The organism is Rhodococcoides sp. S146-33 (assembly GCF_059489205.1).
The window spans coordinates 98,416-124,472 of the sequence record NZ_JCAJWY010000005.1; the positions used below are offsets into that span (position 1 = coordinate 98,416).

At 63.6% G+C, this 26,057-nt stretch carries 22 protein-coding genes; 14 read left to right on the forward strand and 8 right to left on the reverse strand.

Features of this window, described 5'->3' with window-relative positions:
- The 4 genes from AC5WEY_RS20110 to aroQ form a co-directional block, all read right to left on the reverse strand.
- A complete protein-coding gene (locus AC5WEY_RS20110; RefSeq protein WP_495647243.1) occupies nt 1–1,524 on the reverse strand; it encodes a C40 family peptidase in 1,524 nt (507 codons plus the stop codon).
- A gap of 132 nt (nt 1,525–1,656) precedes the next feature.
- Nucleotides 1,657–2,229 (reverse strand): vitamin K epoxide reductase family protein, encoded by a 573-nt coding sequence (locus tag AC5WEY_RS20115; protein ID WP_495647244.1) that lies wholly within the window; start codon nt 2,227–2,229, stop codon nt 1,657–1,659.
- 19 nt (nt 2,230–2,248) lie between these two features.
- On the reverse strand, nt 2,249–3,001 hold the full coding sequence (locus AC5WEY_RS20120) for a DsbA family protein (RefSeq protein ID WP_057475272.1): 753 nt from the start codon (nt 2,999–3,001) through the stop codon (nt 2,249–2,251).
- A 62-nt stretch (nt 3,002–3,063) separates the two neighbouring features.
- Entirely contained in the window at nt 3,064–3,498 is a 435-nt protein-coding gene (aroQ, locus tag AC5WEY_RS20125) for a type II 3-dehydroquinate dehydratase (RefSeq protein ID WP_200936477.1), read from the reverse strand.
- 72 nt (nt 3,499–3,570) lie between these two features.
- On the opposite strand from aroQ, the gene AC5WEY_RS20130 reads away from it, so the two are divergent.
- Entirely contained in the window at nt 3,571–4,860 is a 1,290-nt protein-coding gene (locus AC5WEY_RS20130; RefSeq protein ID WP_495647245.1) for an MFS transporter, read from the forward strand.
- Between the two features lie 92 nt (nt 4,861–4,952).
- Nucleotides 4,953–6,644, forward strand: a complete 1,692-nt coding sequence (locus AC5WEY_RS20135) for an MDR family MFS transporter (protein WP_495647246.1) — start codon at nt 4,953–4,955, stop codon at nt 6,642–6,644.
- 48 nt (nt 6,645–6,692) lie between these two features.
- On the opposite strand, the gene AC5WEY_RS20140 is transcribed toward AC5WEY_RS20135, so the two are convergent.
- The gene (locus AC5WEY_RS20140) at nt 6,693–7,376 is read right to left on the reverse strand and encodes a TetR/AcrR family transcriptional regulator C-terminal domain-containing protein (protein ID WP_495647247.1); all 684 of its coding nucleotides are present in this window, start codon (nt 7,374–7,376) and stop codon (nt 6,693–6,695) included.
- 407 nt (nt 7,377–7,783) lie between these two features.
- On the opposite strand from AC5WEY_RS20140, the gene AC5WEY_RS20145 reads away from it, so the two are divergent.
- From AC5WEY_RS20145 to AC5WEY_RS20155, 3 genes are all read left to right on the forward strand, one after another.
- Nucleotides 7,784–9,196 carry an ice-binding family protein gene (locus AC5WEY_RS20145; protein ID WP_495647248.1) on the forward strand — a complete coding sequence of 471 codons (1,413 nt, stop codon included), beginning with the start codon at nt 7,784–7,786 and terminating at the stop codon, nt 9,194–9,196.
- Between the two features lie 180 nt (nt 9,197–9,376).
- On the forward strand, nt 9,377–9,883 hold the full coding sequence (locus AC5WEY_RS20150; RefSeq protein ID WP_235581490.1) for a class F sortase: 507 nt from the start codon (nt 9,377–9,379) through the stop codon (nt 9,881–9,883).
- Between the two features lie 102 nt (nt 9,884–9,985).
- Nucleotides 9,986–12,034 (forward strand): ArnT family glycosyltransferase, encoded by a 2,049-nt coding sequence (locus AC5WEY_RS20155; protein ID WP_495647249.1) that lies wholly within the window; start codon nt 9,986–9,988, stop codon nt 12,032–12,034.
- Between the two features lie 101 nt (nt 12,035–12,135).
- On the opposite strand, the gene AC5WEY_RS20160 is transcribed toward AC5WEY_RS20155, so the two are convergent.
- Nucleotides 12,136–13,992 carry an HNH endonuclease signature motif containing protein gene (locus AC5WEY_RS20160; protein ID WP_495647250.1) on the reverse strand — a complete coding sequence of 619 codons (1,857 nt, stop codon included), beginning with the start codon at nt 13,990–13,992 and terminating at the stop codon, nt 12,136–12,138.
- Nucleotides 13,993–14,180: 188 nt separating this feature from the next.
- Between AC5WEY_RS20160 and AC5WEY_RS20165 the strand changes: the two genes are divergently transcribed.
- Entirely contained in the window at nt 14,181–14,696 is a 516-nt protein-coding gene (locus AC5WEY_RS20165; protein WP_495647251.1) for a VOC family protein, read from the forward strand.
- Nucleotides 14,697–14,698: 2 nt separating this feature from the next.
- Here the strand turns inward: AC5WEY_RS20165 and AC5WEY_RS20170 are convergent, their stop codons facing one another.
- Both AC5WEY_RS20170 and AC5WEY_RS20175 read right to left on the reverse strand, forming a co-directional pair.
- On the reverse strand, nt 14,699–15,097 hold the full coding sequence (locus AC5WEY_RS20170) for an ASCH domain-containing protein (protein ID WP_495647252.1): 399 nt from the start codon (nt 15,095–15,097) through the stop codon (nt 14,699–14,701).
- 7 nt (nt 15,098–15,104) lie between these two features.
- Nucleotides 15,105–16,172, reverse strand: coding sequence for an endonuclease/exonuclease/phosphatase family protein (locus tag AC5WEY_RS20175; protein WP_495647354.1), 1,068 nt, complete (start codon nt 16,170–16,172; stop codon nt 15,105–15,107).
- 100 nt (nt 16,173–16,272) lie between these two features.
- On the opposite strand from AC5WEY_RS20175, the gene AC5WEY_RS20180 reads away from it, so the two are divergent.
- Genes AC5WEY_RS20180 through AC5WEY_RS20215 form a run of 8 tightly spaced genes read left to right on the forward strand, consistent with a single transcriptional unit; the run spans nt 16,273 to nt 26,038 of the window.
- Nucleotides 16,273–17,070: a TIGR03084 family metal-binding protein gene (locus tag AC5WEY_RS20180; protein ID WP_495647253.1), complete on the forward strand. Its 798-nt coding sequence runs from the start codon at nt 16,273–16,275 to the stop codon at nt 17,068–17,070.
- Nucleotides 17,067–18,761, forward strand: coding sequence for an acyclic terpene utilization AtuA family protein (locus tag AC5WEY_RS20185; RefSeq protein WP_495647254.1), 1,695 nt, complete (start codon nt 17,067–17,069; stop codon nt 18,759–18,761). The genes AC5WEY_RS20180 and AC5WEY_RS20185 overlap by 4 nt, the downstream gene beginning before the upstream one ends.
- Nucleotides 18,758–19,906: an acyl-CoA dehydrogenase family protein gene (locus AC5WEY_RS20190; RefSeq protein WP_495647255.1), complete on the forward strand. Its 1,149-nt coding sequence runs from the start codon at nt 18,758–18,760 to the stop codon at nt 19,904–19,906. The genes AC5WEY_RS20185 and AC5WEY_RS20190 overlap by 4 nt, the downstream gene beginning before the upstream one ends.
- A complete protein-coding gene (locus AC5WEY_RS20195) occupies nt 19,903–21,501 on the forward strand; it encodes an acyl-CoA carboxylase subunit beta (protein WP_495647256.1) in 1,599 nt (532 codons plus the stop codon). Before AC5WEY_RS20190 ends, AC5WEY_RS20195 begins: the two co-directional genes overlap by 4 nt.
- Nucleotides 21,502–21,505: 4 nt before the next feature.
- Entirely contained in the window at nt 21,506–23,476 is a 1,971-nt protein-coding gene (locus AC5WEY_RS20200) for an acetyl/propionyl/methylcrotonyl-CoA carboxylase subunit alpha (RefSeq protein ID WP_495647257.1), read from the forward strand.
- Entirely contained in the window at nt 23,473–24,633 is a 1,161-nt protein-coding gene (locus AC5WEY_RS20205) for an acyl-CoA dehydrogenase family protein (protein ID WP_057475284.1), read from the forward strand. The genes AC5WEY_RS20200 and AC5WEY_RS20205 overlap by 4 nt, the downstream gene beginning before the upstream one ends.
- Nucleotides 24,633–25,385: an enoyl-CoA hydratase family protein gene (locus AC5WEY_RS20210; protein ID WP_057475285.1), complete on the forward strand. Its 753-nt coding sequence runs from the start codon at nt 24,633–24,635 to the stop codon at nt 25,383–25,385. The genes AC5WEY_RS20205 and AC5WEY_RS20210 overlap by 1 nt, the downstream gene beginning before the upstream one ends.
- Before the next feature lie 29 nt (nt 25,386–25,414).
- Nucleotides 25,415–26,038 (forward strand): TetR/AcrR family transcriptional regulator, encoded by a 624-nt coding sequence (locus AC5WEY_RS20215; protein WP_495647258.1) that lies wholly within the window; start codon nt 25,415–25,417, stop codon nt 26,036–26,038.
- Nucleotides 26,039–26,057: the final 19 nt, after the last annotated feature.

Consider the following 26,057-nt stretch of genomic DNA (forward strand, 5'->3'; position numbering starts at 1 on the left):
TCAGACGATGTGCCGGGCACGCATTCCGTCGAACACCGGAGCCACCCGCACGACGTCGCCGCGTTGGGGTGCGTGCACCATCTGGCCGTTGCCCATGTAGATCGCCACGTGTCCGGGTCCCGCCGGTCCCCAGTTTGCGAACAGCAGATCGCCGGGCTGCGCCAGTTCCATCGGAATCTCGGTGCCGACGTTCCACTGTGTTTCGGAGGTACGGGGCAGCGTCACCTTCCCGCCCGAGGCCTTGAACAGGGCGTACGACGTCAGACCGGAGCAATCGAACCCACCGCCGGACGGACCGTTGATGTTCCCGCCACCCCACACGTAGGGGAGCCCCAGGTAGTCCATCGCCAATTGCACTGCCCGGCCGCCCATCCCGGTGAGATCGAGCCCCGCGAACGGGGTCAGAATGGCACCGAATTGGGCTTCGGTAGCCCTGATGCGGGCAACGTACGGCTTGGTCTGTGTCTCGTAATCGAAAGTGCCCGACGGCATTCCACCGGATCGGAGCACCGCGCCCGCGCCGGCGTTGTATCCGGCGAGGGTCAGGTCCAGGGTGTCCCCCGAGACCTTGCCCTCGCGCTTCCAGCCGTCGACCTGCCCGTAGATATCGCACAGCATCGTGCCCGACGCCATGACCGCGTCTCCGATGCTGTTGACGTCGACCACGCCGTTGCCGTCGTAGTCCTTGCCGTAGGTCGCCCACGTGCCTGGCATGAATTGCCCCGGTCCCTGGGCGCCGGTGCTCGAGACAGGCGCGGTCGGCCCGTACCGAAAGCCGTTCTCGGCGGCATAGAGTGCGGCGATCGTGGTGCCTTTGACGCCCCCGCAGATGTTGCCCGCTTTCTGCAACCACGGCACGAAGGCGGTGATGGCTCCCACCGCACCCAGGCCGATCGGGCCCACATTGATACCGGTGAACGTCACGGGCAGCCCGGGAAAGAGTGCGCGCCGAATGGCCTCGGCCGACGCCATGAACGCCGTCTGGGTGGCGATATCGGCTGCGGTGTACGTGCGGCCGGCGAACTGGACTGCGCCCGCACCCAGAGCAGCGGCAGTGGTCGAGAGAGCACTGGACGAGAGAGCACTCGGTGAGAACACACTGAACGGAAGTGGGGCAGAGGAGGAGTCGGCAGCAGATACTCCCGCCGCTGCGGTGGGGAGGGCGGCCAGGGCCCCGTCCGCGGCGGTCGGCCCCGGTGCATCGGCTGCTTCTGCGTCGGCTGCGTCGATGTCGTCCACCGTCGGCAGGTTCGGGAGCATCGGTTCGACGGCAGTGTGCAGGCCGTCGGCGGCGTCGGACAACGTGCGATCGGCGATATCGGCGGCCGGCTCGGGCATGGTGCCCAGGAGTTCGGTCCACTGATCGCTCATCGTCTTCGCCTGGTCCTCGGCGCTGGCAGCGATCTCAGCGGCCTGGTCCGTGACGGCCTTGTCCGGAATCGGAGCCGGGGCGTCGGTTCCGGCAACAACACCGGCGGCGGACACGATGACGGCAACGATGACTGCGAATGGATCGCCTGCCATGTTTCGACTCCTGATACTCGAACGATCTTCCCCGAGCCAGGAGCTGTGATCAGTCTCACTCGGGTGCTGTACCCATCATGCACGGTGCAGTCGATCGACTCATGAGATTCGCAAAAGGAAATGCAGCGAAACTCAGAGAAGCGAGGTCCAGTAATCCGAGAAGCGGATTCCGATGAGCGCGATGACGATTGCGTACCACACGGCCAGCAGCGTCCACCGCCATTCGAGGAAAAGACGGCCGATTGTGCCGCCGTTGTTCGGGCGGGTGCCGATCAATCGGCTCAGGGCAAGCACGAACAGCGGCATCGTCACCGCCCACACCACCATGCAGTAGGGGCACAGAGCGCCGATCTCGTACAGGCTCTGGACTATCAGCCAATGTACGAACACTTCACCGAGTAGCAGACCGCCACTCATGCCGAGCCAGAACCAGTGGGGCAGTTCGACGCGGCCGAGCCACAGCACCCCGGCGACGAGCGCAATCGAGAACGCGACGATACCCAGGATGGGATTCGGGAAGCCGAAGAGCGCAGCCTGTTTCGTCACCATCACCGAACCGCACGAGAGCACCGGGTTCAGGCTGCACGACGGTACGTACGACGAGTCCTCGAGCAACTTGAACCGCTCGACCGTCAGCGTCAGTGCCGCCAGCAACCCGATCGCGCTGAAGACGGTGAATACCGCTGCGCCTGCGCGTGTTCTCATGGCGGTTACCGGTTGCTGCTCAGTTACCGGCTGCCGCTGCGGCGGCGAGGATGTTGTCCGGAGTCGGGTTCGAGACGTCGGTGCCGTTGACGCGCACGCTCGGTGTTCCGTTGATGCCCTCGCCGATGACGGACTGCGTCTGGCTGGTGACCCAATCGGTGTAACTGCCGTCGGTGATGCACGACGCGGTGGCGGGGGAGTCGGCACCGGCGGAGGCGGCGATCTCGACGAGCTTGTCGTCGGTCAATCCGGTGCCGTTCTCGGCGGGCTGTTCCGCGAACATGGCGTTGTGCCAGTCCATCCAGCTGTCCCGGTCGTTCTCGGCAACACAGATCGCAGCACTCGCGGCACGCGTCGAATACATCGTGCCGTTCGAGAAGCGGTCGAGAATGGAGATGGGTCGGTAGTCCACCGCGACGTTGCCCGCGTCGGCCACTTGCTGCAACGTCGAACCGCTGATGGACTCGAAGTTCTTGCACGCCGGGCACTGGAAGTCCTCGACGACGCTGATGACGGTGGTGGCGTCGGGATTACCGAAGCGAATGGCACCGTTCTCGGTCAGCGACGTGGGTGTCAGTTGCGTGCCCGGTGTCGAGTTGGCGGAGGGTGACGCCTCGCCCGACGTCGAATCCTTGTTGACGATGAACAGAGCGATCGCAGCAACGAGCGCGATCAGAACGACAGCGACGACGATCTGGATGAGAGTGCGGCGATTCTTGTCACCGTTCTGCATTGCCCTGATGTCTTTCGATGCCTTGTTGCTCGTGTTCACGCGGCCAGTCTAGGCAGGGCAACCTGAGTGTCAGATGAGAGCAGTGTCGAATAAGAGCAGTATCAGATGAGAGCAGCCAGTCGTTCGATGGCGAAGCGGTATCCGTCGATGCCGAGTCCGGCGATGACACCGCTGGCGATCGGTGACACGAAGGAGTGGTGCCGAAATTCCTCGCGGGCGTGCACGTTGGAAATGTGCACCTCGATGATCGGTACCTCTGGAATGACGAGTGCGTCGCGCAGTGCCACCGAGGTGTGTGTCAGTCCGCCGGGGTTGATGACGATGCCCGACGCCACCCCACGGGCCTGGTGGATCCAGTCGATGATCTGTCCCTCGTGGTTCGACTGTTCCGCGTTCACAGTGAGTCCGTGGTCGGCGGCGGTCTTCTCGCACAGGGCGACGACGTCGGCGAGGGTGGCGTGGCCGTAGACCTCGGGCTGGCGGGTACCGAGCATGTTGAGATTCGGACCGTTGAGCACCAGCACCTGCTTGGCCATGACGTCACTCACTTTCTTGCTGGGCGAACTACCGAGTCGATCATTTCACAGCGTGGTTGACACAATCGTCCCGTGACTACAGGGAGAACCGTCTGGGTGGTGTGGGGTGTCGGTGTCTTCGCATACGTCATAGGGGTGCTCCATCGAACGTCGTTCGGAGTCGCGGGGCTCAGCGCTGCCGACCGATTCGCGGTCTCGCCGTCACTGCTGTCGTCGTTCGTGGTGTTGCAGGTGATCGTGTATGCGGCGATGCAGATCCCGGCCGGAGTGCTGTTGGATCGGATCGGTTCGCGCAGGATGATCGCCGCGGGCGCGCTGATCATGGCGTCGGCGCAGATCACGCTCGCACTCACCGAGTCGCTCCCGGTCGCAGTGGCCGCTCGCGCGTTCGTCGGCGTGGGCGATGCTCTCACGTTCATCTCGGTGTTGCGGTTGGTGCCGCGCTGGTTCTCTCCGCGGCGGGTGCCGATCGTCTCGCAGCTGACCGGTCTGCTCGGCCAACTCGGGCAGGTGCTCTCGGCGGTTCCGTTCCTGATTCTGTTGAACGGGCCGGGCTGGACGTTCGCATTCGGCAGCGCGGCCGCCCTCGGGCTACTCGCCCTCGTGTTGGTTCTGGCGCTGGTCAGAGATCGCCCCGATGCAGACGCGGCACCGGAACCGGACCCGACGTCACTGCGGCAGACTCTCGCCTCCATCGCGGAGGTGTGGCGACGCCCCGGCACTCGGCTCGGCTTCTTCTCCCACATGGGCAGCCAATTCTCGATCACGGTGTTCGCATTGTTGTGGGGTGTGCCGTACCTGACGTCTGCGCAGGGCCTGTCTGCGCCGACGGCCGGAGCGTTGCTGTCGGTGTCGGTGGCGGCCGCGGTGGCGGCGGGCATCGTGTTGGGTCTGCTCACCGGGCGTTACCCGATGCGACGGTCGTGGTTGGTGCTGGCGATCATGGTCAGCAACGCCACGATGTGGGCCATCGTGCTGTCGCTTCCCGGCCCTGCGCCGCTGTGGTTGCTGGTGCTGCTCGTGGTGGTGATCTCGGTAGGCGGCCCCGGTTCGGTCATCGGTTTCGACCTCGCCCGCACCTTCAATCCGAGCGCCAATCTGGGGACGGCTCAGGGAATGGTGAACATCGGTGGGTTCTTGGCGTCTCTGTTGGTCATCGCGGCGATCGGCTGGATTCTCGACGCGATGGGCGGCTACACCTTCGACAGCTTCCGGGTCGCCTTGCTCGTTCAGTTCCCGGTCTGGATCGTCGCGATCACCGGAGTTCTGCTGACGCGTCGCAAGACCAGGCGAGTGCTCGCGGCGGAGGGAATTCACCCACACACGATGCGTGAGGTCCGAGACCGGATTCGCGGCAAATAAACCTTTGCTTCAACGGAGTTCTGCGAGCATGCTGGTGGTCCGAATATTGTTGTAGGACACAAGCAAACGCTACGTAAAGGTGTACTAAAGAGATGGTAACCGAGCGAGAAGTGACTCCCGCGAGCGGTGAGTATTCGCACCGCGAGATCATGACCATTCTGTCGGGCCTGATGATGGGCATGTTCCTCGCTGCGCTCGACCAGACCATCGTGTCGACGTCCGTGCGCACGATCGCCGACGATCTCAACGGGTTCTCGGTTCTGGCCTGGGTGACCACGGCCTACCTCATCACCTCGACGGTCTCGACTCCGCTGTACGGCAAGCTCTCCGATCTGTACGGGCGCAAGCCGTTCTTCATGACGGCCATCTCGATCTTCGTCGTCGGGTCCATGCTGTGCGGCATCGCGACGTCGATGTACGAGCTCGCCGCCTTCCGTGCGATCCAGGGCCTGGGTGCGGGTGGTCTGATGTCGATGGCGCTGGCCATCATCGGAGATATCGTGCCGCCGCGTGAGCGAGCCAAGTACCAGGGCTACTTCCTGGCCGTCTTCGGCACGTCGAGTGTGCTCGGGCCGGTCATCGGTGGGCTGCTCGCCGGGCAGTCGTCGATCCTCGGAATCACCGGTTGGCGTTGGGTCTTCTACATCAACGTGCCGCTCGGCATCATCGCACTCGTCGTCGTGTGGCGGGTGCTGAACCTGCCGGTGTACCGACGCGAAGCGCGCGTCGACTGGTGGGGCGCAGTGCTGCTCAGCGTCGGACTGGTGCCGCTGCTCATCATCGCCGAGCAGGGCCGCGTATGGGGATGGAGCTCGCCACGGGCGTTGCTCTGCTTCGGAATCGGCATCGTCGGCGTCATCGCGTTCGTGCTCGCCGAGATCAAGATGGGCGACGACGCCCTGATTCCCATGCGGTTCTTCCGAAACCCGTTGTTCTCGTTGTGTATTGCCGTCAGCGTGATCGCCGGTGCGGCCATGTTCGGTGGCATTTCTCTACTGCCGCAGTATCTCCAGGTCGTCAAGGGATCATCGCCCACTCTGGCGGGCTATCAGACCCTCCCGCTGGTCGGTGCCCTGATGATCGCGTCGATCGTGTCGGGTCGAATGATCTCGAAGACCGGACGCTACAAGATCTTTCCGATCGTCGGCACCGCGCTGATGGCCATCGCGATGTTCACGTTCCACTACGTCCACGCCGATACTCCGCTGTGGCAGACCATGGTCGTGATGGGTGTGTTCGGACTCGGTCTCGGTTCGATGATGCAGCCGCTGACGCTCGCGATCCAGAACGCGATGCCGCCCAAGGACATGGGTGTATCGACCTCTGCCGCAACGTTCTTCCGCCAGATCGGGGCGACGGTGGGTGTTGCGGTGTTCCTGTCGATGCTCTTCACGCAGCTGACCCCGAAGACCGGTGATGCGCTGATTGCCGCGAGCTCGACGCCGGCGTTCCAGCAGGCGGTGCAGACTGCGGCAAGCAGTGCCGATCCATTGGAATCCGATTTTGCCAAGGCCATTGCATCGGGTGACGCCTCGGTCGCCGGGAGTGCGTTGCAGGACAGCTCGTTCATTCAGAAGCTCGAACCCGCGCTCGCAGAACCGTTCCGAATCGGGTTCTCCGACGCGATGGACTACGTGTTCCTGGCCGTGTCGATTCTGATGCTTCTCGGGTTCGTGCTGGTGCTCTTCCTGAAAGAGGTTCCGCTGCGCACTCAGTCGGGGCTGGCCGCCGCTCAACAGCAGCGAGACGAAGAAAAGGCGAACGAAACCGGGCCCGTCCTGTGAACCCGGTGAGTTCCGATGCGGGCGTACACGCCGGTCGGTGAGAGGTGTTCAGCTTTTCGGAATGTTCCCGAGGCCGTCGAACAGGACATCCAATCCACGGTTCAGTTCGTGGACACCGTCGTATTCCGTAATGAGCGAGGGTATGACGGACATGATGGGAAAGTCATCGATCGGCAGTCTGCGCAGCGCAAGGCTCAACCGGTCCACCGTCTCGTCCGGATGATCTGTTGTCTCCTGGGTCTCGCTGAGCACGTGTCCCCTCAGCAGGGACATCAGTAACCGGTAGGCAGAGAGTGCTTCGGGCACGGTGAAACCGGCGGTGGTCAAGAGGGTCAGGATGCCCTCCAGTGATACCAGTGAGCTCGTGGTCCCCAGTCCGAGTGGCGTCGCCCGGGGCCGAGTCGCGAGCAGCACCGCCGCCCGCGGGTGCTCGAGGGCCAGTTCGCGGTAGTGCCGAGCGAAGATGGTCAGCTGACGTTTCCAGTCGGTGTCCGACCCGTCGACCGCTACGAGTCCTGCGAGAATCGAATCGGCAATTGCGTCGAGGAGCGCCTCTTTGGTGGCGACGTATCGATACACGGTCATGGGGTCGCGGTCGATCGACACGGCCAAGCTGCGGATGGTCAGGCTGTCGAGTCCGGTGTTGTCGATGATGGACAGGGCGGCTGATACGACGTATTCACGGTCGATCTTGTCACGGGGAGGTTGATTGGATCGGTCCGAGGGCGTCATGACTGCTTCACCATTTTCGGTAAATCAAGGTAAGCGGCACGCCGATCGGCTTTCGGCTGCCAAACAAACTTGTTGTTCACCAACGTCTTTCGCTTGACCTGTGACCCTACACGTGGTCAGCTGTAGCTCTACACCGTAGAGATACGGAGAAACTCTTTTCTGCGAAGTGGGCATGAGCCTTCGCTGGTCTTCCACTCCTTTCGCTCGGTTGCAGACAGCCGACCGGCGATCCACTGATGTACAGAATGTGCGAGACCTCGACGCCCCTGGAGATTTCCAGTGAACATCGTCGACCGTCGCCCAATCTCCGAAGCACAGTCGAATCTCGTCGGGGGAATCGATGCACACAATTCGTTGTGAGACAACAATTCTCATGCGAATCCCCCTCCAGCAGATCGGTACACATCATGTACGCTTCGCAACACCGCCCTGCATCCTCCACCTCTCGACGCAAGGGCTCGGCGTTGATTCCTCTCGTCGGCACCGTAGCGCTGGCAACCAGCGCGCTCATGCTGGTCAACGCATCGGCGGCCGACGCTCAAGCAGCTGCAGTCGTCGTTCCCACCGTCAACCTCGGTGCAGCAGATCCGTACGCAATACTTGCCGGCTCCACCGTGACCGACGCGGGCGGATCTGCGATATCCGGATCCGTGGGTGTGAGCCCGGGTGACGGGCAACCTTCCAGCGTCAGCGGCTTGCTGCAGGGCCAAATTACCAACGGCGTCATCGACGACAAGAACGAACGGGCTCGGAACGCGAAAGCTGCTCTGCAGGTTGCATATACCGATGCTGCCAACAGGTCGGGTCCCGAACTGGTCCCAGTCGAGCTAGGGGGCACCACGCGGTATGCCGGTTTGTACAAGGGCGACACACTCGGACTGACCGGGTCTCTACCACTGACGCTCGACGCCCAAGGAAACTCCGCTGCCGTATTCATCTTCCAAGCTGGGTCCACTCTCATCACAGGGTCGAACAGCAGTGTCTCCCTGATCAACGGGGCCAGCCCGTGCAACGTGTTCTGGCAGGTCGGAAGCTCGGCCACTCTTGGTACCGACACGGACTTCGTCGGCACGGTCATGGCGCAGGCGTCGATTACTGCGACGACGGATGCCGATGTGCGGGGACGGCTATTGGCTTTGACCGGCGCAGTCACCCTCGACTCGAACACGATCAGCAATGCAGAGTGTGGGATCACCGAGCCTCCGGTGACCACGACTCCTCCGGTGACCACGACTCCTCCGGTGACCACGACTCCTCCAGGTGACGGTGGCGGTACTCCGGGCGACGGTGGCGGAACGCCGGGCACCCCGGGTGACGGTGGCGGTACGCCGGGCACCCCGGGTGATGGTGGCGGCACACCGGGCACCCCGGGCGACGGTGGCGGAACGCCGCCGATCGTCATCGAAGTACCCCCGATCCCAGGCCTTCCTCCGATTCCCGGCATCACGATCCCGCCGATTCCGGGTATCCCCAATGTGCCTGAGCAGCCGAACACCCCGAATCAGCCCAACACACCCAACACCCCGAACACACCCAACACACCGAACACACCCAACACCCCGAACACCCCGAACACCCCGAACACCCCGAACACCCCGAATCAGCCCAACCAGCCGACCACACCCGGTGGCCCGGATCAGCCGGGTACGTACAACCCGGGTGGGCAGATCACACAGATTCCCAACGGCGGTGTCGATACCGGTGACGGCAGTACGGTCACGCAGCCGGCCAACTCGGTGGCCGTGACGATGTGGACCCTTCTCGCTCTACTCACTGTCGGCGCGGTGTCGGTCACGTTGATGACGCGTCGTCGGCGCTGATCTGTGAAAGCCGTAGCCAGGGAGTACGCACCTCCGGCTGAATCTGCCCGCGCCCCGATCCTTTCCCGGGTCGTGGTGCGGGCAGTAGCCGCTGCCTGCTTCATGCTCCTGTTGTTTCTTACCGGTTGCGCAACGCCTTCGGACGAAGCGCCTCCGGAGCGCACCGCACCGTCGTCGGCCATGTCTACGCAGGCACCGGATACTTCTACCGATGAGGTTGCAGCGCAGGCAAATTCATCGGTGGCCGGGTCACCTCCCGCCCGTATCGACATTCCGGCGATCGACGTCGACTCCGACGTGATGGATCTGGGTCTTCGTTCGGACGGTTCGATGGAAGTTCCGCCGGGTGGTTTTCCCGCGGGCTGGTACACGGGGTCGCCGATCCCTGGCCAACTGGGGCCGTCGATCCTTGCCGGACACGTGGATTGGGGCGGCAGCCCGGGAGTCTTCTACCGACTCCGGGATCTCGCGCAGGGTGACGACGTCACCGTCACGGACCAGAATGGCGGTACGGTTCGCTTCGTCGTCAGCGCGGTGGAGCAGTATCCGAAAGACTCGTTTCCCACCGACAAGGTCTACGGCGACATCGATCATCCCGGCCTGCGACTGATCACCTGTGGCGGACAGTTCGACTCGGATATCTCGAGTTACGACGACAACATCGTCGTGTACGCCGATCGCGTCTGAGCAAGCTCGCTCGCTCACAGCAACCTCGCAGGCTGCTCCCAGCCGGACCGGCGGTCCGTCGCACATTCTCGTAGTCGACAACTTCGACGAACAGGATGTGCGATGACCGCCCAAATCGACCGACCGGCCGCGATGCCTCCGTCGCATGCCCGCCAGCCGTCCAGGCAGGACATGTGGTGGTATCGCCGCCGACACTTGCTCGGGCTTCTTGTTCTGCTCGCGTCCACCGCAACTCTGTACCTGTGGAACCTGACCGCAAGTGGTTATGCGAACACGTTCTACGCCGCGGCTGTGCAGGCAGGCACCAAGGACTGGACGGCGTGGTTCTTCGGATCACTGGATTCCGAAAACTTCATCACCGTGGACAAGCCACCGGCCGCGCTATGGGTGATGGGACTGTCGGCCCGTCTGTTCGGGTTCTCGAGCTTCAGTTTGCTGCTTCCCCAAGCCCTGATGGGTGTCGCCGCGGTGGCGACGGTGTATGCCGCGGTCAAGCGAGTCGCGAATCCCACCGCCGGCTTGCTCGCCGGCTTCACGGTGGCGTCCGTTCCTGCAGCTGCGCTGATGTTCGACTTCGACAACCCCGACGCGCTGCTGGTTCTCCTCATGACGCTCGGCGGCTACTTCGTCGTGCGCTCTCTGCAGACCACTGCTGGTCGACGGGCCGCCATGTGGCTCGCCTTCGCCGGCGTGGCGCTGGGATTCGCGTTTCTGACCAAGATGCTGCAGGGCTTGTTGGTACTACCAGCCTTCGGGTTGACGTATCTGGTTGCGGGACGGGCGCAATTGCGCGCAAGACTGCTGCATCTGGTCGGTGCGTTCGCGGCATTGGTGGTCGCCGCCGGATGGTGGGTGGTGGCGGTTCAGCTGTGGCCGGAAGGTGCGCGCCCGTACATCGGCGGGTCCACCGACAACACCGTGATGGATCTGGTGCTCGGATACAACGGTCTCGGCCGAATCTTCGGTAACACCGGCGGCGGTGGCGGGGCACCGGGCGGAATGAATTCCGGTGCAGCCGGATCGAGCTTCGGTGGGTCGACCGGTCTGGATCGATTGTTCGGCAGTGAGATGGGAATCCAGATTTCGTGGCTGATTCCTGCGGCATTGGTGGCAATGGTCTTGGGTCTGATCGCTCGCGGCCGAGCGCCGCGGACCGACATGCTGCGTGCATCCCTGATTCTGTGGGGCGGTTGGTTCATGGTGACAGCGCTGATCTTCAGTTACATGTCCGGCACGATTCACCCGTACTACACCGTGGCTCTTGCCCCTGCCATCGCGGGCATGATCGGAACCGGCGGCTACGCACTCTGGCTTCGACGCGAATCAATATGGGCCAGAGCAGGTAGGGCGACGATTATGATCACGGCTGGTGTCTGGAGTTGGGTGCTGTTACACCGCAACGCGGACTGGCTGCCGGCCTTGAAGTGGATCCTGTTGGTGGGAACCGTTGTTGCGGCCGTGATGATCCTGCTCGCCGGGCAGTACCGAAAGCTCACTGCGGCTGCGCTCATCCTCGGAGCAGTGGCCGGTCTCGGCGGTGGCACGTCGTATGCCATCGCTACGACGACGAACGCGCACAGCGGATCCGTCCCCACCGCAGGCCCGACCGGTGCAGTCAGCGACAGCGGCATGGGCGGGATGCCGACCGGTGGGATGCCGAGTGGAGCAGTGTCGGGCGACGCAATGCCGGGCGATGATGCGGGCATGCCTGCTGATGCTGCCGATCTCCCAGCAGGCTTCGGCACCGGCACTCTGCCTGGCGGTATGTCCAGCATGGGCGGTGGCATGGGCGGTGAGACCAACGAGGAGTTGACGGCTCTGCTCGAGTCCACAACGACGAGATGGTCTGCTGCAGTCAACGGTTCGCAGTCTGCAGCGGGGTACGAGCTTTCGTCCGATACCGCGGTGATGGCGATCGGCGGCTGGAGCGGCGATCCCGCACCCTCGCTCGACGAGTTCATCGAGTACGTCTCCAATCACGAAGTCGCGTACTACGTATCCGGAGGCATGGGTGATGGAATGGCACGCGGGGGCATGGGCGGCGACTCGACGAGCACCTCCTCGCAGATTCAGGAGTGGGTCGAGGCGAACTTCACCGCCAGCACCGTCGGCAGTGCGACGGTGTACGACCTCAGCACTTACACCGGCTGACACCGACCGAACAGAACGACACCCAGAAGGCACAGCTGTTCCACCGCAGACACGTCGACTGCGGTGGAACTTTTGTGTACTGACCCAATACCCAATATCGATCAGAAAGGCGGGGGATTATCGTCGGGTGCTGATGTAGGTACCGGCGCGGGCAGCGGCTGGACAATTTCGAGGCTCGAGGTATCCGCCTGTACAGCTTCACCTTTGGGCCTGCGATATACGGCGGGCAGATGGCTCATGTCTGCGAGTTGGGTCGTTCCGGGAACAGTGATCGCTGTGGTGCCGGCGTTCGAGAGCCAGAACTCCACGCCCTCGGCCAGCATCACGGGAGTCCACAAACCCATCGTCTTGAGGCTGTGGTGATAGCGGCACAGACAATGCAGATTGGTGTCGATGGTCCACCCACCGTTCGCAGGATCGCGATGGAAATACGGCACGATGTGGTCGATCTCGCATTGCTGAGCCGGGACGTCACAGCCCGGATGCCGGCACGTGCGGTCGCGGTATCGAATGCGTTCTGCGAGTGCGGTAGTGGGGCGATAAACGAGCGCACCGGGCGGCGGCAGTACGAGACCGCCGTGACCGTCGGGATACAGCGCGAACCCGAGTGAGGGATCGGCGGCAATCGCCGCTTCGAGTTCGGCTACGAAGGTGTACGTGCCGCGATACGGCGTGGCGACACAGTTGTTCCGCGGTGGACGCGGGGCATTCTGCGGACGAGGCGGTCGAGGAACTGCACCGCCCGTTCGGCGACGTCCACGCCCCAGTGCGTGAAACACCATGCGTGAGGGCTTGATAGAGCAGCTACCCCTGGTCTCGGTGTCCGACGGTGCAGACGTGCTTTCGGACGCGGACTCTGCGGTGTCGGACTCCGTAGTGTCGGATCCTGCAGTGTCGGTTTGTTGTGTGTCGGTCCGGTCTGTCTGCTCGACACCATCCGTTGCGGTGCCCTCCTCCACGTCGGTGTCGATGAGCGATTCCAAGTCTTCGCCGTATCCGAACTTCTCCGCCAGATTGCGGGCTTCGGTAAGGAGGATCTGCCAGTGCGCGTTGTCGGCGAGCTCTCGGGCGTACTCGGCATCGATGGTGCCGTGGCCGGCCAAGTGAGCAGGATTGGAGAGCAGACCGGCGAGAGTGGCGAGGTCGACCGTGATGACAGTGAGCGGCGCACGCCGATCTGGGCGCGCGGTATCGGCCGTGCAGGGGTTGTCGTCATCGGGTTCGCACATGCATGCCATCGACGATTCCTGCTGCAGCAGAGCAACATACGCGGCCGCACGCTTCTGACCCTTGTTTCGCGGATCGTGTCGGCAGACGGTGGCGGCCATCTCGTTGATGAGTTGCCAGGCAGCGGCGGCGTCGGCGGCAGTGAGGTCGGCCTTCAGCGTCGACAGCACATCTTTGTCGATGTAAGTGACATTGGTGTGCCGTTCCAAGTCCTTGCGTAGAGCGGCAGCCTGCTCGGGTGCGATGCGGTACATGATCGACCAGATTTCGGTCGCGAGCGGCCCGGGCGACAGGCGTCGGGCAGCGTGCAGAACCTCCCTTTGGACGGCTGTCGCCGCGTCCTGCGTCAGATTGTGGGTACAGCGGTAGATCGCACGGACTCGAGGCAAATCCAGTTCGCCGGCATCGAAGGCGGCGGCGATGGCGGGAAGCCGAAGCCGAAGGTCCATCCCGACCTCGGCGTACGTGTTCGCGACGGTCTTCGAGCAGCCCAGAACGTGCGCAATTTCGGAGGCTGCATAGTTGCCCGCATCCTGAATGACGTCACCCACGAGCACGTTCTGATGAATGCACGTGTCCCAGATGGCGGCAGCCAGAGCCACTTTCCGAGCGCACGCTTGATTCTCCAGAATCGTGACATCCCGAATCTCGGCCAACGAAGCAGGCGCGATGTACGGCTTCGATTGCGGCCCGAGATAGGCCGCGAATCGGCTGCGTGCAGATGTGGTCACTGTGTCTTCGCCCCCCGGCAGATGTTCAGCGATTAATAGAACGTACGTTCGATAGTACTGGAGTGTGAACGATCCGTCAAACTCAATTACGTTGCAATGGATAAGGATTGGCGTGGAACTGCCTATACACCCACCCACCGACAACACCGTTTGACCCTGACGCCGCGTCAGGCTTCAGGATGGTGGACATGACCGAGAACTACCCCGCCTTCGAGGTGAGACCAGTACCGATTCCGGGCCCACACACCGCCGCGCCCGAGCTGTTTCGTGGCCTGTACGGCATGCCGATGTTCGTCACCGTCCCCACCGCGAATCTCGCCGAATCGACCGAATTCTGGACCCGAGCTCTCGGTTTCTTCGAACTCTTCACAATTCCCGGTCAATTGGTTCATCTGCGCCGCTGGGTGTTTCAGGATGTTCTGCTCGTGCCGACGGAGCGGTCGGCCGGACTGCCGGCAATGACGGTGAGCTTCGCCTGCGTCCTCGACCAGCTCGATTCCATCGCCCAGGCCTGCGCCCAAATCCGACCCGGCTCGGCTACCGGGCCGCACACTCGACTGTGGAATTCCGTCGAGCTCGAGATCCACACTCCGGAGAATGTGCGGGTCATCATGACAGCGGCACGGCCGTATGATCCGGACAGCGCTGAAGCGGCAACCCTCCGAGCAGTAGGCATCGAACCGACGGAACACGGCGGACCCTGACTTCACACGAGGGTGAATCGCTCCAGCACCACCTGAGTGTCGTCGTTTACCGTGAAGTTCGGATCTCCCAATTCCGCGCGAACCTCGGCCGACTGCCAGAATCTTTCGTGTCCGGCTCGCCACTGCGCCACATCGGCGTACCCCTCACCCTCGTCAAGGGCATGTCGCAGCGAAACATCCTTCAGCGCAACGATATCGACACCCGTGGTCTCGGTGACTCCGACCACGACACCCGCCGAATCCACCACCGCGCCGCGATCACCCACGCTCGGCAGCTCCTCGTCGGCGTACTGAACCAACAGGCTTGCCGTGCTGGTCTTCGCGCCGGACAGCACGGCCGCAACCAGCGTGTCTCGAAGTGGGCCCGGGTAGGCGAACTCGACTATCGGCAGATCCGTCACCTACGCATCATAATTCGAGATCAGCCCACACCAGTCGATGGTCCGAGGGGTGCTCGGCCTGGTTCGGCCAGTACACCTGGGAGTCGATTACGGTGAGATCGTCGGACGGCAACACATAGTCCACTCGAAGGTCACCCGGCGTCGGATCCGCGAAATCAGCTGTGTCCGTTCCGTGTTCGTCGGATACAGGCGCGGGATCCTGAACGCGGGACAAATCCAGAACCTGCGCAATGGAACCGGCCACCGAGTCGCCGTCGACCGGATCGCTGTTCTGATCGCCGAGCATGACGAACGACGCTCCTTCGTCGAGTCCGCCGCGCACGCCCTTGTCGTCGTACAGGTAGTCCGCACCCGAGATGTAGTCGGCACTGAGCCTGATCTCGTCGTGATTGCGTTTGCCGTTGCGGTTCTCGGGTCCATCGAACGACGGGGGAGTGGGGTGCGAGGCCAGTACGTGCAGCGTCTTGCCATTCACGTCGATCGGCACGTCCCAGTGCGATTTGCTGGACAGTCGCAGCGCGTCGGACGCCTCTCCGTAGTAATCACGCGGCAGCAGGGAATCCGGCATGTCCTTCCACAGAAAGTTCTGGAACGTGCGCACCGATTCGGTGTCGATCGGATACTTCGAGTACACGACCATGCCGTACTGACCTGGGAATTGGCCGAAACCCCAGGAATCGCCCTGGCCGCCGAGCTTGCCGTCCTTGTCCAGGTCGAGTCCGGAGTCGACCCCGGTGTTCACGGGCGCCGTGAACCAATATGGGTACTGCTTGTCCAGATAGTTGTCGTTGAACAGTTTCACCGCATCGTCGCCCGAGTAGTCGAACTCGTTGACCAACAGCACATCCGGAGAGTTCGTGGAGATCACATCGGCCGCAGCGCGAGCCTGAGCGTTCTCACCCTGCAGGTCGGTCACCAACTGGCCGGCCGCGGGCCGATTGAGGCTCGCATTGAATGTCGCCACCCGAATGCTCGACGGTTCGTCGGGGGTCGGGTCCGTGGAAGACGGATCCGCAGAAGAACAGCCGGCAGTCATGAAGGCGAGGGTAACGGCGACGGCTGCGAGTCTCGACATTTTCACATTCCGCACCGTAGAGACGGCAAACGAACGTAAGGTTACGAATTAACAAGCAAGCGTGCTTGCTTTTTTCTCGTGCCTTTGTGAAGCTGGACCCATGGCAGACCTCGACACACTCGTCGGCGACCTCCGTGCCGAGGGCGACGACCTCGATGCGCTCGTCGCCGAACTGACATCGGAGCAGTGGGCGGCACCGACACCGGCCGAGGGTTGGACGATCGCGCACCAGATCGCACATCTGTCGTGGACCGATCACGTCGCGGAGCGAACCACGTCCGCAGCATCCGGCGATACCGCGGCCAAGGAGGAGTTCGCCCTCACTCTGAAGAAAGCGTGGGAAAACCCCACCGGGTTCGTCGACGAGGCTGCGGAGGAAGAAGCCCGCAATCCCGAACTGTTGAGCGCATGGCGAACCCGCCGTCGAGCCATGACCGACGCTCTTGTGCAGGTGCCGCCCGGAACCAAGATCGACTGGTTCGGACCGCCGATGAGTGCGGCGTCCATGGCCACAGCGCGATTGATGGAAACGTGGGCCCACGGCCAGGATGTCGCGGACGCATTGGGCGTCACGCGCGTTCCCACCGACAGAATCCGTGGAGTCGCTCATATCGGCGTCCGCACGAGGGATTTCGCTTACGCCGTCAACCAGCAGACTCCTCCCACCGAACCGTTTCGCATCGAACTCACCGCGCCGTCGGGCGAGCTATGGACCTGGGGACCCGAGGACGCTGTGCAACGCGTGACTGGCCCGGCCCTCGACTTCTGCCTCCTCGTCACCCAGCGCGCTCATCGCGACAACCTCGACATCCGCGCAGAGGGACTCGACGCCGCACACTGGCTCACCATCGCCCAAGCCTTCGCAGGCCCTCCAGGATCGGGACGAGAGCACGCATGACCGTACGAATCGGCAACTGCTCGGGCTTCTACGGGGACCGTCTTTCAGCCATGCGCGAGATGCTCGAGGGCGGCGAACTCGACTACCTCACCGGTGATTACCTCGCCGAGCTGACGATGCTCATCCTCGGCCGCGACCGGATGAAGGACGCGACTCGTGGCTACGCCAAAACCTTTCTGCGCCAGGCCGAGGATTGCCTCGGACTGGCGCTCGACAAAGGCGTCAAGATCGTCGCCAACGCCGGTGGTCTGAATCCACGTGGCTTGGCCGAGGCGCTGGAGAAACTCGACTCCGGTGCGAAAATCGCGTACGTCGACGGCGACGACCTTCTCGGCAGAGCTGCCCAACTCGGCCTCGGTAACCCGCTGACCGCAAATGCCTACCTCGGCGCGTGGGGCATCGTGGAATGCCTGAACTCCGGTGCCGACGTCGTCGTCACCGGGCGCGTCACCGATGCCAGCGTGATCGTCGGACCCGCTGCGGCGCACTTCGGCTGGACGCCGACCGATTACGACGCCCTGGCCGGTGCCGTCGTCGCGGGCCACATCATCGAGTGCGGAACTCAGGCGACCGGCGGCAACTACTCGTTCTTCACCGAGATCGCCGACATGTCCTGTCCAGGGTTCCCCATCGCCGAGATCGAGTCCGACGGTTCGTCCGTCATCACCAAGCACGAGGGCACCGGCGGTGCCGTCAGCGTCGGTACCGTGACCGCTCAGCTGCTGTACGAAATCACCGGCGGGCGTTACGCGAACCCTGACGTCACCGCACGGATCGACTCAGCGATCCTGACACAGGAATCCAGCGATCGAGTGTCCATCACCGGCGTGACCGGTGAAGCGCCGCCGCCCACCTACAAGGTCTCGCTCAATGCGCTAGGCGGTTTCCGCAACGAATTCACGATGGTGCTCACCGGTCTCGACATCGAGGCGAAAGCGGCACTTGCACAGCGTCAATTCGAGTCCTGGCTCCCCGCACGGCCAACCGAATTGGACTGGACACTGGTGCGCACCGACAAGCCGGACGCAGAGACCGAGGAGACGGCCAGCGCCCTACTGCGCTGCGTGGCTCGCGACAGCAACCCCGATGCCGTTGGACGTCAGTTCTCTGCGGTTGCAGTCGAACTCGCACTGGCCAGCTACCCCGGATTCTCGGTGACCGCCCCGCCGGGAAACGGAGCGCCGTACGGAGTGTTCACGGCAGGATTCGTCGACGCGGCCCAGGTGCCGCACGTCGCGCATCTCGCCGACGGCACCGAAAGCACCATCGCACCGTCGACAGAAACGCGGGCACTGGAACGCCTCGATGAACCGACGCTCCCCGCACCGAGAGCAGACGAAGCGACCATCCGACTCCCGCTCGGAACCATCGCGGCCGCCCGAAGCGGCGACAAGGGCGGCAATGCCAACGTCGGGGTCTGGGTCCGCACCGACGACGAATTCTCCTGGCTCGTCCACGCATTGACGGTCGACAGACTGAAGCAGATGTTGCCCGAGGCGGAGAAACTCACCGTCACCCGACACGTGCTGCCCAATCTGCGGGCCGTGAACTTCGTCATCGACGGCATCCTCGGCCAAGGCGTGGCATCGCAGGCCAGATTCGATCCACAGGCCAAGGGGCTCGGTGAATGGCTGCGGTCGCGGCACATCGACATCCCCGAAACACTCGCTTACAAGGGAGCACTCGTATGAGTATCTGGACGACGCCCGAGCGTCAGCAGCTGCGCAAGACCGTCCGAAGTTTCGTGGAGCAGGACATCGCACCGCACATGAATCAGTGGGAAACCGACGGAGAGATTCCTCGCGAGCTGCACAAGAAGGCGGCAGCTCTCGGTTTGATCGGTGCAGGCTTCCCCGAGGACGTCGGTGGGGACGGCGGAGATCTGGCCGACGCGGTCGTGATCTGCGAGGAGATGCATCAGGCCGGTGCGTCCGGCGGGCTCTTCGCATCGCTGTTCACCAGCGGAATTGCGTTGCCGCATTTGGTTGCAGCACGCGACGCCGACCAGATCGAGAAGTGGGTGCGGCCCACGCTGGCCGGTGAGAAGATCGGCTCGCTCGCGATCACCGAGCCGGGCGGCGGTTCCGATGTCGGCCACCTCAGGACGAAGGCGGTCAGGGACGGCGAGCACTACGTCGTCAATGGATCCAAGACGTACATCACCTCGGGCTGCCGAGCAGACTTCGTCGTCACTGCGGTTCGCACCGGAGGCGACGGTGCGGCCGGTGTCTCGCTGCTCGTCATCGAGAAGGGCACACCCGGATTCGAGGTCACCAGCAAGCTCGACAAAATGGGCTGGCGCGCATCCGATACTGCTGAGCTCTCGTTCGTCGACGCCCGAGTGCCGGTGAGCAACCTCGTCGGTGCCGAAAACTCCGGCTTCGCGCAGATCGCACAGGCATTTCTCACCGAGCGCATCGCCCTCGCCGCCCAGGCCTACGCCAGCGCGCAGCGCTGCCTCGATCTGACTCTGCAGTGGGTCCGCGATCGGGAAACGTTCGGAAAGCCGCTCATCGCACGGCAATCCGTACAGAACACCGTCACCGAGATGGCCCGCAAGATCGACATCGCCCGCGTCTACACCCGCTCCCTCGTCGAGAGATCGATGGAGGAGGACGCCGACTTCATCGCCGAGGTCTGCTTCGCGAAGAACACCGCCGTCGAATCCGGAGAGTGGGTCGCCAATCAGGCGGTGCAACTCTTCGGCGGACTCGGCTACATGCGTGAGAGCGAAGTCGAACGGCAGTACCGCGACATGCGCATCCTCGGTATCGGCGGCGGAACGACCGAAATTCTCACCGGACTGGCCGCAAAACGATTGGGGTACCAGGCATGAGCGTGCTGAAGTCCACCCTCGACACCGCGTCGGAGCAGTATTCCGGTGCCACCGAGGCCATGCACACCAAGCTGGCCGAGATCGACGCCGAGCACTCGAAGGCGCTGCTCGGTGGCGGTCAGAAGTACGTCGATCGCCACAAGAAGCGGGGCAAGCTGCTCGCCCGTGAGCGCATCGAGTTGCTGATCGACGAGGACTCGGCCTTCCTCGAATTGTGCCCGCTCGCGGCCTGGGGCAGCGACTTTCCCGTCGGAGCCAGCACCGTCATGGGTATCGGCGTCGTGTGCGGCGTCGAATGCCTCATCGTCGCCAACGATCCGACCGTCCGCGGCGGGGCGAGCAACCCGTGGACCCTCAAGAAGGGGTTCCGCGGCAACGACATCGCCACGCAGAACCGGCTTCCGGTCATCTCCTTGGTCGAGTCCGGTGGAGCCGATCTACCGACGCAGAAGGAGGTGTTCATCCCCGGCGGTCGAATGTTCCGTGATCTGACGCAGCTGTCGGCGGCGGGCATTCCGACGATCGCGTTGGTGTTCGGTAACTCCACTGCCGGCGGTGCATACATCCCCGGAATGTCCGATCACGTGGTCATGATCAAGGAGCAATCAAAGGTGTTCCTCGCCGGGCCACCGTTGGTCAAGATGGCCACCGGTGAGGACTCGGACGACGAGTCGCTCGGCGGTGCCGAGATGCATGCTCGAAAGTCAGGTCTTGCAGACTATTTCGCCGTCGACGAGCAGGATGCGATCCGTATCGGACGCAGCATCGTCTCGCGGCTGAACTGGAAGAAGAAGGGCCCGGAGCCGCGCGCCGACATCATCGAGCCGCTGGCCGACCCCGAGGATCTGCTCGGCATCGTCCCCACCGATCTGAAGATCCCGTTCGATCCTCGCGAGGTGATCGCCCGCATCGTCGACGGCTCCGATTTCGACGAGTTCAAGCCCATGTACGGCGGGTCTCTCGTCACCGGATGGGCCGAGCTGCACGGCTATCCCATCGGCATCCTGGCCAATGCCCGCGGCGTGCTGTTCAGTGAGGAATCGCAGAAGGCGACGCAGTTCATTCAGCTCGCCAACCGCTCGAACACCCCACTGTTGTTCCTGCACAACACCACCGGTTACATGGTCGGCAAGGAATACGAGGAAGGCGGGATGATCAAGCACGGCTCGATGATGATCAATGCCGTGTCCAACTCTACGGTTCCGCACATCTCGATCCTGCTCGGTGCGTCCTACGGTGCCGGTCACTACGGCATGTGCGGCCGCGCCTTCGACCCGCGATTCCTGTTCGCCTGGCCGTCGAGCAAATCCGCAGTCATGGGTGGCGCGCAACTCGCCGGTGTCATCTCCATCGTCGGACGTGCCGCCGCCGAGGCCCGTGGCCAAGCATTCGACGCCGAGGCCGACGCCGGAATGCGCGCGATGATCGAAGCGCAGATCGAAGCCGAGTCGCTGCCCATGTTCCTTTCCGGACGCCTCTACGACGACGGTGTCATCGACCCTCGTGATACCCGCACGGTAGTGGGAATGTGCCTGTCGGCCATTGCCTCTGCCCCGATCGAAGGCACCGCCAACTTCGGTGTCTTCCGGATGTGAAGCCATGACCGTAACCTCCGTCCTCGTAGCCAACCGCGGCGAAATCGCCCGCCGTGTCTTCACTACCTGTCGGGCCGAGGGCATCGACACCGTCGCGGTGTTCTCCGACGCAGACGCCAACTCCCCGCACGTGCGCGAGGCGGACGCCGCGGTGCGCCTACCCGGCAACAGCTCGTCGGCGACCTATCTCCGGGGCGACGCAGTCATCGCCGCGGCGGTACAGGCCGGGGCCGACGCGGTGCATCCGGGCTACGGCTTCCTCTCCGAGAACGCCGATTTCGCGCAGCAGGTCCAGAATGCCGGCTTGACGTGGATCGGACCGCCGGTCAAGGCCATCGAACTGATGGGCTCGAAGGTGGAGTCCAAGAAGATGATGGCCGACGCCGGAGTGCCGGTACTGACGCAGCTCGATCCCGAGTCGGTCACCGAGAACGAACTTCCGGTGCTGATCAAGGCCTCCGCGGGTGGCGGTGGGCGCGGCATGCGGATCGTGCGCAGCCTCGACACACTGCAGTCCGAAATCGAGGCAGCGGGTCGAGAAGCTCTGTCGGCGTTCGGTGACGGAACGGTGTTCGTCGAGCGCTACATCGAGACCGGCCGGCACATCGAAGTACAGGTCATGGCCGACCGGTTCGGCACCGTGTGGACCGTGGGCGAGCGTGAATGTTCGATCCAGCGTCGTCACCAGAAGGTCGTCGAAGAAGCGCCGTCACCACTCGTCGAACGCATAGACGGTATGCGCGAGAAGCTCTTCCATGCGGCGACGCTGGCCACCGAGGCCATCGGCTACGAGGGCGCGGGCACCGTCGAATTCCTCGCCGACGAGAAGGGCAACTTCTTCTTCCTCGAGATGAACACCCGTCTGCAGGTCGAGCACCCGGTCACCGAATGCACGACCGGTCTGGATCTGGTGGCGCTGCAAATTCGGGTGGCAGCGGGGGAGCGGTTGCCCGCCGAGCAGCCGGCGACGCGCGGTCACTCCATCGAGGTTCGGCTCTATGCCGAGGATCCGGCTCAGGATTGGCAGCCACAGAGCGGTTCCGTGCATCGATTCGAGATTCCCGGTGCGCAGTTCGAGGTGCTCGAAAAAGCCGGAATCAGAGTTGATTCCGGCGTCGAGTCCGGCAGTGTGGTGAGCACTCATTACGACCCGATGCTCGCAAAGGTCATCTCGTTCGCGCCGACGCGAGTCCAGGCAGCGAACCTGCTGGCGAAAGCACTGCAGCGAGCCACCATTCACGGCCTGAAGACCAACCGAGATCTGTTGGTCAACATCCTGCGGCACCCTTCGTTCCTGGCCGGCGACACCGACACCGCCTTCTTCGACACCCACGGCCTCGATGTGCTGTCGCTACCGATCGCGCAGGGCCGCGGCGTGGAGCTGTCGGCTCTCGCAGCAGCTCTGGCCGACGCGGCGAACAACGTCGAGCGAGCCCGGGTGAATCGAGGGCTCCCGGGCGGGTGGCGCAACCTGCGGTCGCAGCCGCAGCGCAAGACATACGACGACATCACCGTCGAATATTCCATCGGACGCAGCGGACTCATCTCCGCGGTAGATGGGGTCACGCTGGACGGCGTCGAACTCGTCGAGCACACACCGACATCAGTGACGCTCGACGACGGAGGCATCAGGCGCATCTTCGACGTGCACAGTTACGGATCGGATGTATTCGTCGATTCTGCGCTCGGGCCGGTCCGTCTGGTCCGCGCCCCGCGGTTCACCGACCCGAGCGACGAGGTGGCTGCGGGGTCGCTACTGGCGCCGATGCCGGGCAGCGTCGTCAGAATCGCTGCTGCGCAGGGCGATACCGTCACCGCCGGTCAGCCCATCCTGTGGCTCGAGGCGATGAAGATGGAACACACGGTGACCGCACCTGCAGACGGTGTACTCACCGAACTGAACGTCACAGAAGGTCAGCAAGTCGAAGTCGGCGCAGTTCTGGCCGTGGTCTCAGAAGGAGCAGAGCAAGCATGAGTTTCATCGAAACCGAAGAGCAGAAGGGGCTGCGCAACGCGGTCTCGTCACTGGGCAAGCGCTACAACTACATCGACTACGTGTTGCCCAAAGCGCGCAAGGGCGAGCCGCTGACCGAACTGTGGAACGAGGCGGGCAAGCTCGGCTTCCTCGGCGTCAACCTGCCCGAGGAGTACGGCGGCGGCGGGGCAGGCATCTACGAACTCGCGCTTGTGCAGGAGGAGTTGGCCGCGCACGGAGCCGGTCTGCTGTTGGTCGTCGTCAGCCCGGCCATCTGCGGCACCATCATCGGCAAGTACGGCACGGTAGACCAGAAGCAGGAGTGGCTCACCGCTCTCGCCGACGGGTCCAAGATCATGGTCTTCGGGATCACCGAGCCCGACGCGGGATCCAACTCGCATCAGATCACCACCACCGCGCGCCGTGACGGCGACGAGTGGATTCTCAAGGGCAACAAGATCTACATCTCCGGTGTCGACCAGGCCGACGCGGTACTGATCGTCGCCCGCACCGAGGATTCCAAGACCGGCAAGCTCAAGCCGGCCCTGTTCATCGTGCCCACCGACGCTCCGGGACTGCAGAAGACGCAGATGGAGATGGACATCGTCGAGCCCGATCACCAGTTCGTACTGTTCCTCGATGACGTCCGGTTGCCCGCCGAGGCACTCGTCGGCGAGGCCGACGCCGCCCTGATGCAGCTGTTCGCCGGCCTGAACCCCGAGCGCATTCTCGGTGCCGCGATGGCTGTCGGTATGGGTCGCTACGCTCTGGACGCGGCGGTCAAATACGCCAACGAGCGGACGGTCTGGAAGACGCCCATCGGCGCACACCAGGGCTTGGCGCACCCGCTGGCGCAGTGCAAGATCGAGCTGGAGTTGGCGAAATTGATGATGCAGAAGGCAGCGGTGCTCTACGACTCCGGCGACGATTTCGGTGCCGCCGAGGCCGCGAACATGGCCAAGTACGCCGCCGCCGAGGCCAGTATCAAGGCGCTGGATCAGGCGATCCAGACCCACGGCGGTGCCGGCTTGAGCAGTGAGTACGGTCTGGCTGCAATGCTCGGAGCGGCCCGCATCGCCCGCGTCGCGCCGGTGAGCCGGGAGATGATCCTCAACTTCGTCAGCCAGCACTCGCTCGGACTGCCCAGGAGCTACTGATGGCCGTTCTCGCCGAGAACTCCGCGAGCACGGCGTATTTGACGTTGGATTCGCCGGAGAACCGAAATGCGTTGTCCTCGGTGTTGGTCGACGAGCTCAGCGCCGGCCTCGTCGCCGCGGCCGAAAACGATGACGTCAGAACGATCGTGCTCGGCCACACCGGCACGACGTTCTGTGCGGGAGCCGATCTCCGAGAAGCGGGATCATCACCGGAACTTCGCACCCGGCAGATGCTCGACCTGATGCGGTTGATCATCGACACTCCCAAACCCGTCGTCGCGCAGATCGACGGGCACGTGCGAGCAGGCGGGATGGGACTCGTCGCGGCCTGCGATGTCGCGGTCGCCGGCCCGGAGAGTTCGTTCGCGTTGACGGAGGTTCGCCTCGGCCTCGCCGCGTCGGTCATCTCGGTGGCCGTGCTGCCGCGATTGAGCTCCCGGGCAGCGAGTCGGTACTTGCTCACCGGGGAGACGTTCGACGGTGCCACGGCCGAATCGATCGGCCTGATCACCGTGGCCGATGCCATCCCAGCGGCTGTGGTGGCCGATTACATGATCATGTTTCGGAAGTGCTCGCCGCAGGGCTTGGCCGAGTCGAAACAGCTCACCACGGCTGCCATCAGGCGCGAGATCGACGAGCGGGGAACGGCCGTCGCCGAGCAATCGGCCAGGTTGTTTGCATCGGACGAGGCCCGAGAGGGGATGATGTCCTTTCTGGAGAAGAGACCTCCGTCCTGGGTCCTCGAGAAGTAGGGCGGTCGAGAAGGAGTAGGGAGATGGTGATGGCGCGCGAACCCAAGCAGGACCGCAGCAGGGTGACGCGTCAGCGACTGCTCGAGGCGACAATCGACTCACTCGCCGAGCAGGGCTGGGTCGCAACCACGGTCGGTGTCGTCGCCGAGCGCGCCGGCGTCTCACGCGGTGCGACCCAACACCATTTCCCGACGCGTGAGGACCTCATCACCGGGGCCCTCGAGTACATGTTCGACACCCGAATGGACGACGCGCGGCGCGAAGCCCAGGACATTCCGCCGGGTCCTGGACGGACGAAGCTCGTCGTCGAGCGGCTCGTAGAGTACTACACCGGACCGATGTTCAAAGCGGCACTGCAGGTGTGGACGGCCGCCTCCGCAGATCCCGAGTTGCGCGATCGAATCGTGCCCCTCGAAGAACGGTTCGGCCGCCGTGCCCACCAGATGGCCGTCGAGAACCTCGGTGTCGACGACAACGATCCCGTCACTCACCGCCTCGTGCAGGCGACTCTCGACCTCGCCCGTGGTCTCGGACTCGCAGATGTGCTCACCGACGATGCGCGCCGACGTGCCGAGGTCGTGCGGTCGTGGGCCGAGGTATTGGATGTGTCGCTGAACGCGAGGCTGTCGACAGCGTCGGTGGGAGCTCGCTAGACCCCACACGGTCTGCAGC